General features: G+C 41.2%; 13 protein-coding genes and 1 tRNA gene. 12 read left to right on the plus strand and 2 right to left on the minus strand.

The genetic code is table 11. From position 1 onward, the window contains the following. Positions 1-179: 179 nt before the first annotated feature. Both F606_RS0118530 and F606_RS0118535 read right to left on the minus strand, forming a co-directional pair. Positions 180-932, minus strand: a complete 753-nt coding sequence (locus tag F606_RS0118530) for a sulfite exporter TauE/SafE family protein (protein ID WP_019555385.1) — start codon at positions 930-932, stop codon at positions 180-182. Between the two features lie 120 nt (positions 933-1,052). Continuing rightward, positions 1,053-2,147 carry an iron-containing alcohol dehydrogenase family protein gene (locus tag F606_RS0118535; RefSeq protein ID WP_019555386.1) on the minus strand — a complete coding sequence of 365 codons (1,095 nt, stop codon included), beginning with the start codon at positions 2,145-2,147 and terminating at the stop codon, positions 1,053-1,055. A 257-nt stretch (positions 2,148-2,404) separates the two neighbouring features. Here F606_RS0118535 and F606_RS0118540 point away from each other — a divergent pair, with 257 nt between their 5' ends. The 12 genes from F606_RS0118540 (at position 2,405) to avs3b (ending at position 19,892) form a co-directional block, all read left to right on the plus strand. Then, entirely contained in the window at positions 2,405-3,862 is a 1,458-nt protein-coding gene (locus F606_RS0118540; RefSeq protein WP_019555387.1) for a sensor histidine kinase, read from the plus strand. After that, entirely contained in the window at positions 3,859-4,440 is a 582-nt protein-coding gene (locus F606_RS0118545; RefSeq protein WP_019555388.1) for an ANTAR domain-containing response regulator, read from the plus strand. Before F606_RS0118540 ends, F606_RS0118545 begins: the two co-directional genes overlap by 4 nt. Positions 4,441-4,689: 249 nt before the next feature. Further along, positions 4,690-6,060, plus strand: a complete 1,371-nt coding sequence (eat, locus tag F606_RS0118550) for an ethanolamine permease (protein ID WP_019555389.1) — start codon at positions 4,690-4,692, stop codon at positions 6,058-6,060. 97 nt (positions 6,061-6,157) lie between these two features. Continuing rightward, on the plus strand, positions 6,158-7,546 hold the full coding sequence (locus F606_RS0118555) for an ethanolamine ammonia-lyase reactivating factor EutA (protein ID WP_019555390.1): 1,389 nt from the start codon (positions 6,158-6,160) through the stop codon (positions 7,544-7,546). 57 nt (positions 7,547-7,603) lie between these two features. Next, positions 7,604-8,965, plus strand: coding sequence for an ethanolamine ammonia-lyase subunit EutB (locus F606_RS0118560; RefSeq protein WP_019555391.1), 1,362 nt, complete (start codon positions 7,604-7,606; stop codon positions 8,963-8,965). Between the two features lie 62 nt (positions 8,966-9,027). Next, entirely contained in the window at positions 9,028-9,795 is a 768-nt protein-coding gene (gene eutC, locus F606_RS21680) for an ethanolamine ammonia-lyase subunit EutC (RefSeq protein ID WP_019555392.1), read from the plus strand. Positions 9,796-9,813: 18 nt separating this feature from the next. Next, on the plus strand, positions 9,814-10,842 hold the full coding sequence (locus tag F606_RS0118570) for a nicotinate-nucleotide--dimethylbenzimidazole phosphoribosyltransferase (protein WP_019555393.1): 1,029 nt from the start codon (positions 9,814-9,816) through the stop codon (positions 10,840-10,842). A 19-nt stretch (positions 10,843-10,861) separates the two neighbouring features. Then, positions 10,862-11,614 (plus strand): adenosylcobinamide-GDP ribazoletransferase, encoded by a 753-nt coding sequence (gene cobS / locus F606_RS0118575; RefSeq protein WP_026329488.1) that lies wholly within the window; start codon positions 10,862-10,864, stop codon positions 11,612-11,614. Beyond that, positions 11,611-12,171: an alpha-ribazole phosphatase gene (gene cobC, locus F606_RS0118580; protein WP_019555395.1), complete on the plus strand. Its 561-nt coding sequence runs from the start codon at positions 11,611-11,613 to the stop codon at positions 12,169-12,171. The genes cobS and cobC overlap by 4 nt, the downstream gene beginning before the upstream one ends. A gap of 195 nt (positions 12,172-12,366) precedes the next feature. Then, positions 12,367-12,442 (plus strand) — tRNA-Lys (locus F606_RS0118585). A 504-nt stretch (positions 12,443-12,946) separates the two neighbouring features. After that, entirely contained in the window at positions 12,947-19,246 is a 6,300-nt protein-coding gene (gene avs3a, locus F606_RS0118590) for an AVAST type 3 anti-phage nuclease/ATPase Avs3a (protein WP_019555396.1), read from the plus strand. Then, the gene (gene avs3b, locus F606_RS0118595) at positions 19,170-19,892 is read left to right on the plus strand and encodes an AVAST type 3 anti-phage protein Avs3b (protein ID WP_154651213.1); all 723 of its coding nucleotides are present in this window, start codon (positions 19,170-19,172) and stop codon (positions 19,890-19,892) included. Before avs3a ends, avs3b begins: the two co-directional genes overlap by 77 nt. Positions 19,893-20,511 lie beyond the last annotated feature (619 nt).

Here is a 20,511-nt window from a genome sequence, read left to right on the forward strand (position 1 = left end):
GAGTTTGTGGACCCGTTTACGGGTAGCAAGAAGCAAAAGGCATAAATAAAAAGCCCCTTTAGGGGTCGCCCGAAAAAGTAAAACGTTGGTTAGACCATTCGGACGCCCCTTGAGGGGCTTATGTTAGTAATATGCCCTTCCAGGGCTTGAGCAAGCCTCCGGTTTACCGGAGGTCATGACTAGAACGAGTTATTTGTTTTCATGAACAGACCTATTGTTAAGCAGAAGCCGAGTGTAATAATACAAATTCGCAAGGCTTTTTCATTTACCTTTTGCAAGGCGAATGCTCCGACTTGACCTCCTGCAATTGCGGCAATCCCTGCAACGGCGACTTGTGTCCATGCAACCTCATTAGAGAATAAAAAAATAAAGACAGCTGAAGCATTTATGACACCAGCTAATACATTTTTTGTGGCACCAGCTTTTCGTACAGCTAAACCAGCAATGGTTAAGGCCGCTAACATTAATATTCCAATGCCGCCGCCAAAATAACCACCGTAAATTGAGATGACAATTTGACTAAGAATTGTTTTATTGCGACTTAATGTCTTGGAATTTTCATCGATTTTACGAAAAAAACTGCCCCATAAAAAAACCAAGGTAGCAAATAAAACGAGCCACGGCACAAGTGCTTCGAACAAAGAAATTGGTGTTGCCAATAATAAAATGGCACCGATGATTCCACCGAGGAAACTGATAATAAATAAAGCTTTAAAAGATAATTGCGGTAAATCGGAAACATTTTTGCGTCCGGCAAATCCTGTGGTGATTTGTCCGGGGAAAAGTGCAACGGTGGATGTAATATTGGCTGCACGGGCATCAAGTCCGGTAAACATCAAAGCTGGAAGGGTAAGAAATGATCCACCGCCAGCTAATGCATTTTGAATTCCAGCAAAAAATGCAACAATAAAAAGAATGATTAAAGTCATCATCTGTAAAATACCACCTATTCATACAAAGCATAATCTCATGGTTTATATTACAGGAACTTGAAATCCTTGTCTAGCATATTCTAAGAATCAATAAATTATCATAAAATTATTTAAGATTGATTAAGAAGCCGCTGCTTTGATATTTTTATTATACTTTTCGAGTTCAAGAATGGCCTCACGAATCATGGTTTGTGTGATTTTATAGGGAACATGCACAAGATCATTTGTTTCACTGGCTTTTTGAATAAGTGCTTCTAAATCTGTTTGTTTAAGGATATCAAGATCGGCTAATTTTGTTGGTAATCCTATACTTTTATTGAAGTTGAAAATGCGTTCTCTTTCTTTTGCTTGCTGATCGAGCGTAAGTAATACAAGGACGCCATAGGATACAATTTCACCATGCAAATGTTTTTCGGCAGCTTTCCCCAAACTGGTTACGCCATAGTAGACTGCGTGTGCCAATGAACTATTATAATCATTATCTACCAGATTCGAAACCAGACCCGTACTTATGATAATCGATAAAACGGTTTGCTCAAGTTCAGGACTTGGTGTATTGGCTATGCAGTCACGCATGGCTTTTTTTCCATATTTTACGAGCGGATCAACGCTTAAACTGCTTATGTTTATGCCAAGGGCATTGAAGTGTTCGAGTTCATCGCCGCGAGAGGAAAAAGTTGATTCATAATGCTTGGCTAATGTATCACCGATACCAGCCCAGAGATATAAGTCCGGTGCTTCGGCGATGATTTTTGTTGAGATGAAAATATGTTTAGCAGGAATATTAGATAAATAAAGACCGCGAAATTCACCGCTTGGATAGTATTGAACGGCTACACCGGTACAGGCTGCACACGTACTGGCTATTGTTGGAAAAGTGAAAAATGGTTTTTCCAAGTCGTGTGCTGTCATTTTACAGGTATCAATAGCTCGTCCACCACCAATACCAAAAAGCATATCAGCATTTTGGATCGACGGATTTTGTTTAAGCATTTCTACATTTTCTGGTGTTGAATCACCACCATACCAAATGATATCCAGTATTTCAAGTCCTGACCCCGTAAGGGCAGCTTTAATTTCATTTTGCACCTTATGCAAGGCGGTTTTGCCACCGATAATAGCGATTTTTTTACCGTAAGGACGACATATTTCAGGTATTTTTGTATACGAATCGACTCCGACTGTGTAATTTGGAAACATAACATGATAACTCATAGTGATAACCTCCATTGTAATGTAATGCTTGTCTCTTTGAAAAGGATATTGATATACAGTATACAACTTTACATAATATAAAACAATATGAATATGACAAAAAATGGATTCTAAAAAAGACTAGTTTCTTATAGACAGTTTTTCACCAATATAGTACACTAAAGTTAACTTTATAGTTTGTTAGGCAATGAAGCCCTATAATTTACAGAAAATCACTGTGAATGATAGGGCTTTTTCTATGTGTTGGAGATGATGAAATGGAAGATCAGGCAAGGATACGCAAGCTGTGTTTAGAATATACGGCACTGCTAGACACGGATATTTGCCAATTAGAAGCCTTGGGAAAGCAATTATTAATGATAGCAACTTTGAACGATACGGATATTTTTATTGATGCACCGTTAAAAAAAGGCAGTGCTAGTATTGTTTTAGCCTGGGCTCATGCCGATACGCTGTCGTCATTATATAAAAAAAGTGTTGTTGGTGAAATTGCGTACGCAGAATGTGAACCAGCGGTTTATCGAGCGGCTTTATTTGGGGAAAAAAGTACAAATGTGCGTGGCCTGAGTCAGGAGGGGGTACCCATTGCCCAGACCGTGGTTCCAATTCAAAATACCAAAGGGGAAATTATTGGCGCTTTAATTATGGAAAAAGATATTTCTGCAAAAATAGAGCAGGAAAAGCAGGTCGAGTTTTTGGCACAGACAGCAGATCATTTAAGTCAGACATTGATGTCGTTAGCGAAAACTGGCTGTGGATGGGATGACTGGAATGTTGGCGGCATTTTTGTTTTAAATCCTGAGGGGAATATAACGTATGCAAATCGACAGGGAAGTGTGATTGCAAGAAATTTGTGGCAAGGCGATGTTATGCAGAAAAATTTACAGAAATTTTTAGGCTACCAGTCGTTGACTTCCCTCGTGGAAGATTTGTGGGACACAAAAAATATGCAATATGGATCAGCAAGTTATATTTTTCGTGCCTATTCGCTTATTTCTCAGGGAATTCTAAGTGGCTGTGTTGTGTCCGTTCAGGATGTAACGGAACTTCGTGAAAAAGAACGTCGTATTGATATGCAGTCTGTCATTATTGAAGAAATTAATCATCGAGTCAAAAACACCTTGCAAAATGTAATTTCTTTATTATATATGCAAATGCGGCGAACCGGAGAGGAAAAAGTTAAGGAAGAATTTTTGGCATGTATTAATCGTATTTTATCGATTGCTAAAGTTTATGAAGTTTTTACGTATCAGGCAAAAGATGTAGTCAATTTAAAAGAACTAGCCGGATATATTATGGAAAAAATCATCGAGAGTGGTACTTTACCAGAACAACAAGTAAAAACGAACGTGCGGGGTACGGCGGTATTTCTTCAGGCGAAGCAGGCTGTTCCCATTGCCTTGGTCCTAAATGAACTCTTATCTAATGCTGTAAAACATGGCTTGAAAAATTGTGTACATAGTGGTGAAGTAAATATTACAATCAGCGAAGATTCAGGTATGGTTATGATTCGTATTGAAAACAATGGGGACGAAATAAAAGAAAAAGAGACAAAGAAAGAACGGAAAAAATTAGGACTTTATTTGGTGAAGCTTTTGATATGTGAACAAATGGGCGGAAAATTTGAACTGATGCAGGAAAAAGGAATTGTTGTGGCAAACATTTTCTTCCCTTTACGTGAACTAACAACGGATAAGGAGGCAAAAGCGGTATGAAGACCTTGTCGATTTTATTGGCCGAAGATGAAATTTTGATTCGCGCGGATATGAAAGAGGCTTTAGAAGAAGCCGGACATATTGTTTGTGCTGAATGTGATAATGGGAAAAAAGCGATTGAACAGGCTAAACAAATGCAGCCAGAATTAGCCATTTTAGATATTATGATGACCGAATTAAATGGTTTAGAGACAGCTCAAATGATGCATGAACTAAACATTCCCGTTATTATGGTGACAGCAAATAGCCAGGCAAAACTCATTCAACGAGCCGAAAAAGTTCATGTTTATGGTTATATTATCAAACCTGTTTCAGAACAAAATCTTTTAGCTGCGGTGCAGATTGCCTATGCGCGTTGGGCTGAGATGGATTGTACGAGCAATGAATTGCAAAAAATGCAGGCAGCTTTATGTGCGCAAAAAACGATTAGTAAGGCACGATCTTTGATTCAAGATCGTCTGGGGATTTCAGCGCAAGAGGCGCATCGCCGCCTTTCACAGGAAGCCATGAAACGGCAGATGACATTGGCTGCTCTTGCGGAAAAAATTTTACAGCAAATGACTTGCAAAAACAAATAGGATGATGTAAGATAAGAATGAAATCAGAAATATTTGGTTTTACAATGGAATAATAGGCAATAACGCCCAATAGATCGTCAGGTTTTCTGACTTTTATTTGGGCGTTTTTTTTATTCTATTGGACGTTGTGACCGGAAAAATAAAGTCATGGATAATCTAAAAAAATTAAAGGCAATGAAGCCTGACAGTAACTGTAGTTTAGTATGCAGTCTGTCAGGCTTTTTTATTGCAAAAAGGGAGGAAATATTTATGGAAGTTAGTAAAAGTGTAGCTTTAGAGGCAACCCCAGAAGAAGCAAGTCTATCGAGAGTTTTGAAACCAATCCATTTATGGGCATTGACCGTTGGTCTCGTTATTTCTGGTAATTATTTTGGCTGGAGTTATGGTTTTGCCGCAGGTGGAGTTATGGGATTAGCGCTGGCACTGGTTCCCGTTACAATTTTTTATGTGACCTTTATTTTATCTTATTCGGAACTTGCTACAGCGATTCCACATGCCGGTGGTCCGTCTGCCTATGCACGGCGAGCTTTGGGGAAATTTGGTGGTTATATGAATGGCATCAGCTGTCTGATTGAATTTGTATTTGCACCACCAGCAATCGCCCTTGCTGTAGGTGGTTATGTTCATGCAATGGTACCGGGCATTGATGTTATGGCAGCAACCGTTGCAGCATTTCTGTTTTTTATCTTTTTAAATTATCTAGGTATGAAAGTTTCTGCGACATTTGAACTAACCGTAACGATTATTGCTTTAGTCGGACTTGTTATATATTGGATATTGGCGCTGCCTCATTTTGAACTTTCTCGGGTTATGGTGGAACCATATTTTCCAAATGGATTTCAAGGCGTTATGGCAGCGGTACCTTTTGCCATATGGTTTTATTTAGCAATTGAAGGTGGGGCCATGAATGCTGAAGAAATGGTGAATCCGCAAAAAGACATTTCAAAAGGTTTTTTAACGGGGATGGGAAGCCTCATGGTTATGGCTTTTTTAACTTTATTCCTTACTGCTGGAATTGCCGATACGAACTTGATTGATTCTGTTGATTTCCCTTTGCCACTTGCATTGAGTGCGGTTTTTGGTGATGGATCTTTTCCTGTTTTACTTATGAGTGGTGTTGGCTTATTTGGTTTAGTAGCTTCACTGCATGGCATTATTTTAGGGTACTCACGTCAAACTTATGCAATGGCCCGCACGGGTTATTTACCAAAATTTTTGGCTAAGTTAGATAAAAAACATCATACCCCAGTGTGGTCCTTGATTTTACCAGGTTTAATTTGTTTAGGAACGGCTTTGACAGGACTTACGGACGTTGTTATTACGATTTCAGCTTTTGGTTCGGTTGTTATGTATATTATCAGCTTAACGAGTTTGTTCGTTCTGCGTAAAAAAGAACCAGAATTAAAACGGCCATTTCGGGTATATTATCCTATTGTACCAATCATTAGTATACTAATGGCTGTCTTTTGCTTAGTTAGTTTATTGATTGCATCTAGTGATGTATTGCCTTATGTACTCGGCATTTATGTAGTGGCTATTCTTTATTATTTTATTTGGGGGAATAAAAATATTCGACCATTTGAAGAAGAATTTGGCGTTTTAGATGAGCTTGATCAATAATTTGTGAGGCGAAAAATAGAAAATAAGAATGAGTTAAGGCAGATGTGCTATAACGTGGGCATATCTGCTAAATTCATACATACGAGGTTTATCTAATATGAGACAGGAGATTTTAAGCGTAGGGATTGATTTGGGAACGACAACATCGCAAGTGATTTTTAGCCGAATTGCAATTGAAAGCTTAGCTTTGACAGCAATTCCCGAAGTTAAAATCACCGATAAAACGATTATCTATCGAAGTAAAATTTATTTTACACCTATGAAAAATATCGGGGTAATTGATGTCGAGCAGTTGAAGCAAATCATTCTTGCCGAATATGAAATGGCGGGAATACGTAAAGAAGATATTGTTACAGGGGCAATTATTATTACGGGTGAAACAGCTCGTAAAGAGAATGCGGCGGATGTACTTAATGTTCTCTCTGATTTCGCTGGAGATTTTGTCGTAGCAACAGCCGGACCGGATTTAGAGTCAGTTTTAGCTGGCTATGGAGCTGGCGCAGCTGGGTTGTCAGAGCAGTTGCCGGAAAAAATAATTAATTTTGATATCGGTGGTGGAACAACAAATGCTGTGGTATTTGTTGGCGGACAAGTTCTCGATGCTTTTGCGTTAGATATTGGTGGTCGACTGATTTGTTTGGACGAACAACATCGGATCACGTATATATCAGAAAAAATTAAAGCCTTGATTCAAACATTAGGTTTAGTACTGGCAATTGGCGCACGGGCAGATTTATTGGAATTGATCAAATTGACAGATGCTTTCGCTAGGATGTTTTTGCAAATCTCTTTAGGGGAAATATTGGATGAGGAAACAAAAGACCTTTTTATTGAACATTTGCATCAAGGCTGGCAACTGCAAAATCTGATGTTTTCCGGTGGTGTAGCAGAATTTATTTATAATGAACATGAAATAAAAACGTTAGAAGACGTCAATCTCTTTGGTGATATTGGACCGTTACTGGGGTGGTCCATTCGGAAACATTTGAAAAATATGCCGCTTACGCTGCACGTGGCGAAAGAAAAAATACGTGCTACGGTTATAGGGGCAGGAAGTTATTCCTTACATATCAGTGGAAGTACGGTACTATTTGATGATACGATCGTGCCGCTTAAAAATTTACCTGTATTAAAAATTAAAAATATCAAGTCAATGCAAGAAGAAATTATAAATAAGCGCTGCTTGTTTCCGGGGCAAATGATTGCGATTGGTTTTGTTGGAGCGGCGGCGCCCACATATTTTCAAATTAAGGAAATGGCGACAGCTATTATTGCTGGCTTGCAAGGGGCTGAACAGCCATTTATTGTAGTCGTTGAACATGACTTTGCGAAAGCTTTGGGGCAAACACTGCAACGTTTAGCTGGGAATAAAAGCGTGATTTGTTTAGATTGCATTAAGACCGAAATGGGTGATTACATTGATATTGGTAAGTCTGTGGCCAATGTGGTGCCCGTGGTAGTTAAAACGTTGTTGTTTAAAAATTGAAAATTGTAATGTTGATAGATAGAATGTGTTTGAGAGCACAGGGAGGCAAGCGGCAAAATGAAGTTAAAAACAAGCTTATTTGGAAACGTGTATTCGTTTCGCGATGTGAAAGATGTGCTGGCTAAAGCAAATGAAGAAAAATCTGGTGATGTGCTGGCAGGTATTGTGGCACAAAATACAGTTGAGCGCGTTGCGGCAAAAGTGGTTTTGGCGGATATGACGTTGGAGAATCTGAGGAAAAATCCTGTTGTTCCCTATGAAATAGATGATGTTACCCGAGCAGATCAGGACGCACTGGATATAGAGGTCTTTCAAAAAATAAAGTCATTAACCGTAGGGGAGTTTCGTGAGTTTTTACTCAGTGCTGACGAAGCCGATATAGCGGCAATACGTCCCGGACTTACGGCAGAAATGATCGCAGGCGTTGCAAAACTTATGAGCAATATGGATCTTGTTTGTGCATCTGCTAAAATGCATGTCACAGCAACCTGTAATACAACCATTGGGCGAGCGGGAACTTTATCGGCTCGTTTACAGCCAAATCATGCTACGGATAATATATCTGGCATCATGGCTTCCCTAATGGAAGGTCTAAGCTATGGTGTGGGGGATGCGGTCATTGGGTTAAATCCAGCGGTTGACTCTATTGGCAGCGTAGCTGCCGTACTAACAGAGTTTAAAAATTTCATGGATAAATGGAAAATCCCAACACAAAACTGCGTGTTGTCGCATGTCACGACGCAGATGAAAATTTTAGAAAAATATGCAGCACCAATGGATCTGATGTTTCAAAGTTTGGCGGGTTCGGAAATTGCCAGCAGGGCTTTTGGCATCAATGTTAAACTCATGGATGAAGCTTATGCGATGATGAAAGAGCGGAAAAGTTCATTGGGACCCAATTTCATGTACTTTGAAACAGGTCAGGGTTCTGAACTTTCATCCGATGGACATCATGGAGCCGATCAATTAGTTATGGAGGCACGTTGTTATGCGTTTGCAAAACGCTATAATCCTTTTCTTGTAAATACAGTAGTTGGGTTTATTGGTCCGGAATATCTTTATGATGGGCGTCAGATGATTCGGGCGGGACTTGAAGATCATTTTATGGGAAAACTCACTGGTCTGTCGATGGGGGTTGATGTATGTTATACAAACCATATGAAGGCGGATCAGAACGACTTAGAGAATTTAGCAATGATGCTGACTTTGGCCGATTGCAATTATATTATGGGAATACCGGGCGGTGATGATGTTATGCTCATGTATCAGACGACGAGTTATCATGATGCAGCAGCTTTGAGAAAAATCGGACACAAAAAAACGATTGCAGAATTTGATCAACGTATGGAAGAATTGGGTATCTTTAAAAATGGTCAATTGACCGAAAAAGCGGGAGATCCATCTATATTCATGGTGTAATATGGATTGCAATAAACGAAAAATATGCTCATACTTTGAGCACCAGAAAGGTATGATTAAAAATGGAAGAATTCGTTCGAGATATCTCTTTACCGGAAATAAAAGAAAAAGTGTTGGTCGATAAGCCAGTTAGTATGGAGAATTGTCAGCGACTTAAAAAGACAACCAATGCTCGTATTTGTGTGGGAAGAGCCGGCGAACGATTTAAAACGGAAACCTTATTGAAATTTCGTGCGGATCATGCAATTGCAATGGATACCGTATGGTCCTATGTTGATGAAAAAATTGTTGATCGGTTGGGTTTTTATAAAATACAAACAATGGTAAAAGACAAAGAAGAGTATATTCGTCGCCCTGACTTAGGCCGGATTTTTGCACCGGAAACGATGCAGGCAATCAAGAAAGATTGTATTCAGCAGCCCGATGTGCAAATTATTGCTGCAGATGGGTTGAGTGCCTATGCAATTAATGCCAATTTAGAAGATATTTATTCGATTATGCTGGATGGTTTTGTGGAAAAAGGTTATTCGGTGGGGACGCCTATTTTTGTGAAATATAGTAGAGTGGCAACAATGGATAAGATCAGTGAGGCTTTGGGGGCTAAGGTAACCATTCAATTCATTGGTGAACGACCAGGTCTGGCTACCGGTGAAAGTATGAGTGTCTATATGGCTTATGAAGCCAGTTCGCAAAAACCGGAATCGCAGCGTACGGTTGTATCCAATATCTATAAAGATGGGATTCCGCCGGTGGAGGCTGGTGCGCAAATTGTTTATTTGACAGAAGTTTTAATGCGGGAAAAGAAAAGCGGTGTTGAACTTAAAATATAAGAGTTTGAGGTGCTGAAAATGAGTATAGAAGAACGAGCGAATCGGCTGATTGATGAGATGGCCATACCGAAAAATAGTTTGGGGCTGTTGGAGAAACAAATTAAAAAGGTTTTTTGCTGCTGGGGGAAAATGCAGACGGAGATACGGCCGCTTCATTTGATTTTTGCAGCCGATAATGGCGTGGTTGTAGAGTCTGTAGTAAAGCAGTCACAAGAAATCACGTATTTGCAGGCAAAAAATATGATTGCTGGCAGAGCGACGATTAGTTGTTTTTGCCAAAGCAACAATATTCCCTATAAGGTAATTGATGTGGGAATTCGTAATAAAAATTCGGTTGGCATTAATCGTAAAGCTGCATATGGAACAAGGAATTTTTTGCAAGAACCAGCGATGTCCGTTGTTGAATTTGCGAAAGCTTTTGCAGCAGGTAAAGAAATGGTTCGTACTGCGAAACAGGAAAACTATAATTTGCTTTCATTTGGGGAGATGGGAATCGGCAATACGACAACTTCATCCGCAGTGTTGTATGCTTTAACGGATGTACAGCCCGAATTTATTGTTGGTTATGGCGCCAATAAAAAAAATCCAGAAGTGATTAAACGAAAATGCGAAGTCATTGCGAAAGGGGTGCGTCTTCACCGTGACGAAATGCACAAGGTTGAAGATTTGATCCGATTTGTCGGCGGTTTTGATATTGCAGCACTTTGTGGAGCTATGATAGAATGTCGGCAGCAAAATATGCCATTTGTATTAGATGGATTTATTACCGCTGTAGCTTTTGCCTGTGCGGTACAAATGGATGCAAGCGTTGCTGATTTTGGTATTGCTTCCCATTTGTCACGCGAACCCGGAATGTTTTATGCTTTGGCTCTGGGGGGGATTGAATCAGACGATGTTCCCATTCGTGCAGACTTAGCCTTAGGTGAAGGAACGGGGGCTGTTTTATTTCTCGTAATGTTAAAAACGATGATGGATGCAGTTTGGCATGTGGCTAAAATGGCGGAACTTGAAGAGCAGGTTGGCAAAACTGTTGGCGAAGCATTATAAAATAGAAGCAGGTGAAAAAATGAAGGCATGTATCTTAATGATTCAATTTTTTACAAGAATCCCCATCGATACACAGCTTACGGTTAAAATAGAAGATTTTCCACGCAGTATTTGTTATTTACCGATTGTTGGTCTTTTATTGGGGCTATTGAATGTTATATTTTTTGCTTTAGCTTATCAGGTATTTGCCCAAAACGTGGCTATAACTTTAGTACTGATTTCAAACGTTTGCCTGACGGGAGCTTTTCATCTCGATGGTCTTGCGGATACCTGCGATGGAATATTTTCTGACCGCAGCCGAGAACGCATTTTAGAAATCATGCATGACAGCCGAATTGGAACAAATGGAGCTGTGGCAGTTGGACTGGATTTTCTCTTGCGTTTTGCCTGTCTGAGTTCGTTGGATCTGCAGCAAACGATTCTGGCTTTGCTTTCTGCACCCATCCTGTCAAGATCTTTGAATCCAATTCTTATGCGAGCGAAATATGCACGAGAAGAAGGATTGGGCAATTTGTTTATCGGCAAGATCGAACCTATAAATCTCTATAAAAGCTTGTTCTTGGGAGGCTTCTTTGCTGTAGTCATGAATGGGATTCTTTGTGGCAGTATACTTTATTTTGCCAGCATAGGCTTTGTTTTATGCTACAAGTGGTATATAGTACGATTACTAGACGGAATGACGGGTGATACACTTGGTGCTGGTAATGAACTTGGTGAAATTGTGGTCATGCTTCTTTTTTCAGGTCTTGCAAAACAGGGGCTGTTATCATGAATGTTTATGTGGTTCGCCATGGAGAAACAGAATATAATCGACGCAAGGTATATTTCGGTTGGTCGGATATTTGCCTGAATGAAACAGGTCGCAAGCAATGTATAACATTAAAAGAAGAATTGACCTATGTTAAATTTGATGAAATATGGACAAGTCCATCCATACGTACAATGGAAACAGCAAAAATCATTACGAACGGGCAGGCATTAAAAATAGATGATCGCTTTCGTGAATTGAATTTTGGCGAATGGGAGGGCTTGCATTATTTGACGATTGAAAAACAATATCCTGTAGAATGGAAAGCTTGGGGCGATGATTGGCAGCATTACTGTCTGCCGGGCGGCGAAAGTTTTATGAATTTTTATGAGCGGGTGAAAAATGCCTGGAATGAACTAAAAAGTGAAGTGGTAAGACAAAAAGAAATAAAAAATGTTTTATTAACGGTTCATGGTGGAACCTTGAAAGTCATTACTCTTCTTGAAAAAAAGCTTCCGTTGAAGGCTTATTGGCAGATAAAATTTCCGCTGGCAACCTATGAGATATTTAAGATAGAGTAAGCGGCTTTTGTGCAATGTAAGTTTGGCATCATTGACGCAAATCATCCGTCGAAATTCAGCAGCTTTCCATTTAAGCAATTCAGATGGCTGGTGCTTGACAAAGTTACCTATAACTGGTAATATAGTCAACGTAGTCAGTGAACTGATTATGCCTTAATGCAAAAAAATGTTCGTAACATTAAAAAGCATTTTTACGACTCACTAGCTCAACTGGCAGAGCAACTGACTCTTAATCAGTAGGTTCGGGGTTCGATTCCCCGGTGTGTCACCAAATTAATAATTCAAGGTTCTCTCTTCGGGGAGAGCCTTTTTTCGTTTTCAGGGACTTTTTGCAGGTATTTAAGGGTCATGTTACAAGTTGTAACAACCCAATGATTTTTAAATCTATATTTTGAATTTATTAGGGTAAAAATATTGGGAACAGCACGATGGGCAGAAAGAAATATTTGGATTAGAAAGATCACAAGACAATGTGGAAATCCAAGTAGCCTAAAGCTTGGACAACAGTGATACTTTTTAAGTTGGATATTTAGTTAATTTGAAATAAAGTGATTTGAGAAAAAATGAAAAGGTGAATTCTAAATGGTAAAAAATATGTTATATTATTGGTATTAATTGGTTCCGGCTATATGGATGGTTAATTCGTAAAATTTTGTAAATATAGCAGGAAAAATAGTGTAATTAAAAGAAGAGAAATATTTATGAGGTAAAGTGAATATTTCTCTTCTTTTAGTTACTATTATACCTGGTATTTCTCGTGGAAGGATGAATTTAAATGTCCAAAACAAATTTAGTTCGTGCGAGTCGTGATGGCGATCAATTTCACTACTTGTGGGCGGCACGCCGATGCCTACTTCTTATTTCGCCTACTGCAACCTTGCAAGCAGTTACGATTGAGGGACCATCTTTATCAGAAGTAGTTGCAGCAGAATCTATTATAAGTGGTGAAGAACTGATTGACGTCGGTGAGTACTATGGAAGTGAGAAACTTGAACAAGCAACACTTATTCGGTACATTCAGCTAAAGCATTCAACCGTAAGAATTGATCAAGAGTGGACGCCAAGTGAACTGGAAAAAACGCTTAAAGGATTTGCCGCACGATACAGGGAACTTCAACAGCGCCTTGGGATAGATACTTTGAATGACAAGTTAGAATTTTGGTTTGTTTCAAATCGCCCAATCAATGCCGCCATTTTAGAAACTATTTATGACGCCGCTGAAAATGTTTCGGCACGACACAGCAATGACCTCAAAAAGCTAGAACGCTTTACGAGTTTAAGTGGCACAGAGTTTACAAACTTCTGTAAGCTACTGCATCTTGACGGAAATCAGGAAGGTCTATGGGACCAACAAAATATGTTGGTTCAAGATATTAGCTGTTACCTAGCTGATGCAGACGTTGACGCCCCCGTTCAATTGAAAGAGCTAGTGACTAGGAAGGCTCTATCAACTAGCTCTAGTAATCCGACCATTAACAGAATGGACGTACTCAGGGCGCTCAAAACTGATGAGAGTCGCTTATTTCCTGCTCCGTGTCTTATTAAAGATATTGAAAACGTGGTCTCACGTGAGCAAGAGCCAGAGCTTCTTCAAGCGATTGTGCAAGCAAGTGGTATAGCTGTCATTGTTCATGCTGCAGGCGGAATAGGAAAGTCGGTTTTTGCAACACGTATCAAGTTGGGGCTACCTAATGGATCATCAAGCGTTCTCTATGATTGCTTTGGCAATGGCCAATACCGTAGTGCTAGCGGTTATCGGCATCGTCATAAGGATGCTCTCGTTCAGATTGCAAATGAGTTGGCCTCCCAAGGGCTGTGCCACCCTCTTATTCCTAGCGCTCATAGCGAACCATCAGACTATATGAGGGCCTTCATTTATCGTTTACAGCAAAGCATCACCTCGCTTAGATCAAATAATGCGCAAGCACTTCTTTGTATCATTATCGACGCCGCTGACAACGCCCAAATGGCAGCAATGGAAAATGGCGAAGCACGGTCATTCGTGCGTGACTTGATCCGCGAGCAACTGCCAGTGGGCGTGCGTTTGGTCGCTTTGTGCAGGACACATCGGCAACAATATCTTGACCCTCCACCCGCGGCATTGCGTCTAGAACTTCGTCCTTTCAGTCGAAATGAAACTGCGGCATATTTGCGGCAAGTTTTCATCGACGCCACCGAACAAGATGTTGATGAATTCGATCGATTGAGTTCCCATAATCCTCGCGTTCAAGCACTGGCGCTTTCATGGAAAGTACCACTAAACAATACTCTCCGTGCCCTCGGCCCTAATCCAACTACAGTTGAAGATACGATTGGGAATCTACTCAATGACGCCGTCGCGAGGCTATGCGATGCGGTAGGAACTATCGAGAAGACACAAATAGACAGAATTTGTGCTGGCTTGGCTGTGCTCCGACCTTTGATTCCGTTGTCTGTTCTGGCGTCAATGGCGGAGGTCAAAGAGGGTGCGATCAAGAGTTTTGCATTCGATTTGGGGCGACCGCTCCTTGTCATTGGTGACACGATTCAATTCTTTGATGAACCTGCCGAGACATGGTTTAGAGATCGGTTCAAGCCAACCTCCAATGATCTTGCGAGATTTGTGGATAAGCTGAAGCCGCTCGCGGCAAGTAGCTCCTATGTAGCTTCCGCACTGCCACAACTTATGTTGGAGGCCGGGCAGTTTGCAGAACTTGTAGTACTCGCGTTGTCTTCGCAAGCGCTACCGAGTGCTAGTCCCATTGAGAAGCGCGATATTGAACTGCAACGTTTACAATTTGCTCTCAAGGCAAGCTTACGTGCGAAACACTACACTGACGCAGCGAAATTAGCATTAAAGGCTGGTGGTGAAAGTGCAGGTAATGAACGGCAACGCAAAATTCTTCAAGATAATATAGATTTGGCGACAGTATTCTTGGAAAGCGACCGTATTCAGGAAATCGTCTCGCGAAAGACATTTGGTTCGGGGTGGATCGGCTCCCATCATGCTTATGAAGCCGCGTTATTGTCTGGAAGGAATGAACTGTTGGGGGATGCACGTTCTAGACTTCGAATGGCTAGTGAATGGCTGAAAAACTGGAGTAAACTTCCGCACGAAGAACGAAAAAAGGAAGAAGTATCAGATAACGATATCCTTGAAATGGCGAGTGCCTTTTTCAACATTTACGGCGCTGATAGATGCGCAGGTGATTTGCGTAGATGGCATCCCCGTGAGGTTTCGTTTCGCGTTGGACGAATCCTTGCGAGTCGGTTCATTGATCATGGTCGTTATCAAGATCTCAATGAGCTTGCATTGGCTGCTGGCAATAACTTGTGCCTTATACTTGCGATTACGTTGGAATTACGGGAGGTTCATAGAGTATTACCAAAGCGTGTCATGGAGCGCGCATTCTGTTTGGCTTTGAATCCACTCGTAAAGCTCAAAGATAGTGGTCACTGGGATAATGAGGGAAGCTCCATCTCCGCAGTTACCGCGCTGGCGGAAGCTGCATATAAGTTATCAATTGCCACTACCGACGAACTGATTGCTCTTCTGACACGCTATTTGCCTTTATCGCCTCCACGAAGTCTTTCATCTCGCTTTGACAGGCAGCGCTTTCTTCTACTTCGGGCATATGCCCTGCGAGCAGCACTCAGCAGTCAATCACTAAATTTGATTGATTTGGCACATGATGAGTTGCGAAAAGAGTTGGAAGCTTCGAAGTCCTACTCGGAGTCTCAGGACGCGCGAGAATTCAAAGAGAGCATTGGTTCTCTTCTACCGTGGTATCGTTTATGGTCGACCATTTTCCTAGGTCAAACATCTTCTACGGATCTTGCGAACGATATTGCCAAAGCGAAGGCCGAGTCTGCAAAAATTATAGAATATAGCTACCAGGAGATTTCAGATACTTCCGATGAAATTGCTCGAATTTGGTTTGATACCTTGTTGATTGCTAAAAGCACTGATACTGCATCAGTCGATGTGTTTAATCAATGGATTAACAATCTCAAGCGACCATTGTTCACCACAACGCTTACACATCTTGCTCGACTAGCAGCCCGCTCGCCTATGTTGGAGGAGTGTGCATTTGACTACGTTGGTAAGGCGTTTGATATAATCCGAAACGTGCGTGAAGACGCCGAATCGAAATCAGACAGCTTTGTCAAACTGGCAAGAGCGATCTTGACGGTAAGTAGCTCGGAAGCCGCTGCCTATTTTAATCAGGCCGTGGAAGTCGCAAGCAGAATTGGTGATGAGAACTTGGACCGATGGGGAGCGCTTTTGGAATTGACCAGCCGAGCTGCCTCGAGGGATAAGCCGAATCCGATGATAGCATATCGGCTAGCGCGTTGCACGGAGCTGACTTATGACTATGTTGTCAGGGACAAATATTTTGATTGGGAAGCTACTATAAAGGCAATTTCTGGTCTATGTGGGAAGTCTTCTCTTGCAATCCTTAGTCGTTGGCGGGATCGAGATTTTGGGTCGACAGAACGGATATTGCCAATCGCGGTCAATTTTCTCGTCGCACGTGGCGATCTTGATCCTAAAATTGCTCTGGCATTGATCGGCTTTCGTGTCGACTGGAATGAGCCTTTCTTGCTCAATAACTATTTGGAGAAATCCACAAACAAGGCTGAAAGAGAGGCCGTAACAGCACTTGTCTACCGTTATATGACGCTGGAAAGGCAGAGTGTAGGCAAATGGCGTGAACTCAAGAGCATATTGGGTGAGTATGGCATAGTGTATCTGGAACTTGATGAACGTATTAAATTGAGTGAATGTGAGGAAAAAGCTAGCAAGTCAGGAGAGAATTGTTACGGCATAGATTCTGTCACGGAGCGAGAGTGTAAGGATAAGCGTGATTGGAACGAAATCTTTAAGGGTCTTGATTTAAGCATCGCCAATGATATTTGGCAAGCGCACCAACGGTTCAAAGATTTCGAGCCGCCGTATTACCATGAATATTTTTTTGAGGAAATGTGCTCTCGGGTGAATATTGGCAAAGAGGCTGAATTCATTACTGCTATTTCAGATGTAGGCAATTTTGATCTTTATCATTTACGTATCCTTCTTGAATATTTTCCTGAAAAATGGAAAAGTCGGCTCGCAGTTAAGTCGGCCCTTGTCAAAACTTTGAGGGTGTTTTGCCGTCGGTTTTGCATGACAATTGCGAAGAGTCGGTACTATGAAGCGCTCCCGATTAAGACCACGTGCGAGTTGGTCGAAATTACTGAAGATGATGTAATCGATATGGTACTTACAGCTGTTGGTGAAGTTGCCGAAGTAGCTGGAGCAGATCGTTTGTTCACGTTGGTAGGACTCCTCGCCCCAAAACTGACAGAAAGCGAAGCTTTAGAAGTACTTTCTTTTGGACTTGATCTATTTGAGCCAGTTCTAGAGGATAGCGATGGCGACGGCTCTTGGTCGTGCGAGCTTGAGCCTCCTAGTGAAATTGAGGGCTCAGTTGCCGGTTATATTTGGGGATGTCTTGCAGCTCCACGAGCAAGTTTACGTTGGGAAGCCGCACATGTAGTCCGCGCGTTATGCACGTTTGGAGATGAAAAAGTCATCGAACATCTCGTGAAGTTAGCGAGCGGAACCTCAGCTGATGCTTTTTATGACGCTCACTTACATTTTTATGAGAGACATGCACGCCAATGGTTGCTAACCGGGCTAGCTCGTGCGGCGAACGATCATCCAAATTTCGTTGCCCCTTATGGCGACTTTTTGATTAAGGTAGTGTTTGATGGGGAGCCTCATTTCCTCATTCGGGAGTTTGCAAAGAGAACGATCCTTACTTTGTTGGATGCAGGATTTTTGGAATCTCAGGCTGATTTAAGACATCGAATCACGGCTGTTAATACATCTCCATTTTCCCTAATAGAATCGAAGTCTTATCAGCGTTTGAAAAACGCAGAAACTGATGCTGAAGACGATACTGAAGACGATAAAGATCGGTTCTATTTTGGCATCGATATAGGTCCATACTGGCTTGCCCCGCTTGGTAGGTGTTTTGCTAAGTCGCAAACCAGCATTGAACGTGATGCATTACAATTGATTAGAAACGACTGGCATATATCTGGAGGTAGACGTTTGGATGAAGATGAGCGTCACCGAAGAAAGATTTTTAAAGGTATGCAGACCCATCACTCTCATGGTTCATATCCGCGTGTAGACGAATTGCGTTTCTATCTTTCTTACCATGCAATGATGGTGGTAGCCGGGAATCTTCTGGCAACGACACCCGTGCATCACGATCCTGATGATTCTGAAGATGATTTTCAAAATTGGCTGAAACACCATGACCTTTCCCGTTGGGATGGTGGCTGGATAGCAGATCGTCGCGATCCAATCCCCCTTGAAAGGCCGACGTGGAAGGATGAAAAGGAAACGAAAGATTGGCGTTGGTCTATTGCAAGAAATGACTTTGATCGAGTTCTCATAGCGCCTGGAGGTCGAATAAATATTTGGGGCCGTTGGACATTGGTTTCGGGGCGACGAGAGGAGTCAATCTGTGTTTACAGTGCGCTCGTTTCGTCCGAACGTTCTATGGCATTGCTCCGGGCATTACAGAGTGTAGATAATCCACATGATTATCGAATACCTGATGCCGATGATGATTTACAAATTAACTTTAAAGGATTTGAACTCAAAGGTTGGATTTTGGATAAATCCTGTGGAAATAGGCTGGATGAACAAGATCCGTGGGCCGGATCTATTATGTATCCATCACTTGAACCAGCTGCTTATATCATCGATCTTATGAAACTTAATTCCGACGCCGAGCATCGTCGATGGTTTGTTAAAAATGATTCTACTAATGTTGCTTGGTCTCAAGTATGGGGACATTTTCAGGAGAAAGATGATAATGAAGCGAGTCATGAAAGTGGGAAACGTTTTCAAGTATCATTCGAGTTCCTTGTATCGCTTTTACAGGAACTAAAAATGGATTTAATCGTGGAAGTAGAAATTGAACGGCGTTGCCGTTACTCACGATGGGAAGGGAGTAATAATGATGACATTGGATTCATCCCGTCAAGTGCACGACTATTCCTTATCAAGTCCGACAGCAGTATCAGTACGCTGTGAAGCAACGCTTGAGTTGGGTAGAAAATTGACGAAAGAACTTGGCATTGATCAGTCTGTAGATACTCTCGGACGGTGGATGGCTCATTACATTGCAGAGCTGATTCAGAACGTGGAAAAAGCCAGTTCTGAAGAGCGACCGGCAAAGATGCGAGCCTGTTGTGATGCAATCTTAAATCTCTGGAAGCATCGGCATACGTTATCAGACGGAAAGCGGCCATTTGAGGAACTCGAACCACTTTTGAAAATTCTTGAGAGTATTGATCCTGAAGATGATACACCAAGATATTTTCGTGAGGTAAGAAGTGTTACTAGTGCTGCTGGAAAAAATGATGAGGTCGAAAAGTGGCTTAAACTCATTGATGGTTTGGACTATTCGGCAAAAGTACTCATTCGGTATTGTCTAACTCAGGCCGCACGAAACTCAATTAATAAGTCTGTGGAATGGGTTGCCCTTGCTGAGGCGGCTGGTGCTGACGAGGGTATCGAGTTTCCTATAATTAATATGATTTTTGACGAGGCTGATATGTTGAAAGACTCGGATTCGGGTGTGGAAGCAAGGGAACGTATTGAGGATCGAATCAAACGATTGGAGGAATTCGCGAAAATGGCTATGGCGGTGGTGTCCGATCTGCGGCAAGAAGTCTAGCAAATCAAAGTATAATTGTTGAGGACAATCAGGGGCTTAGTGTACAAATCCAGGCATTATTGGCTGCACTACATAACATTGATTTTCATATCCAAGATCAAGGGTTTTCAACTAAACAAATTTTGCAAGGCTTACGCCGAATTTTCATTGAAGGATTAAAAAAAAATCCTGTACCCAAATAGGATATATTGGAAGTGAAAGGTAAACATGCACTTGTAGGACTGCATATTTACTTCGTAAATTAATAAATTGATTTATTTATTTACGAAAAATCGAACAAATACCTAAAGAAGATTGGATTCATATCAGTCAGTGGAAGATATTTCTATTGAACTGCTGTATACTGAACGGTACGTACGTGGTTTGAGAAGACGCTAAATTAAATAATTATTTAGATCCTACTCGATTGTTAAAAAGCATGCTTGATTTAATAAGGTGGTGACCATATCTCGGAGATTGATGACTTTTGTGAACATCACTTGGCACTATCATTAGTTGGGATGAAGATATGTTTTCTTAATAAAAGCCAGTAATGTCAGCAGATAGTTGATATTACTGGCTTTATTGATGTGAAAAGTGAGGGCTGCTTTTATGACAAATGTAGCTTTACACACATTAT

Source organism: Propionispira raffinosivorans DSM 20765 (genome assembly GCF_000381065.1).
GTDB lineage: Bacteria > Bacillota > Negativicutes > Selenomonadales > Selenomonadaceae > Propionispira > Propionispira raffinosivorans.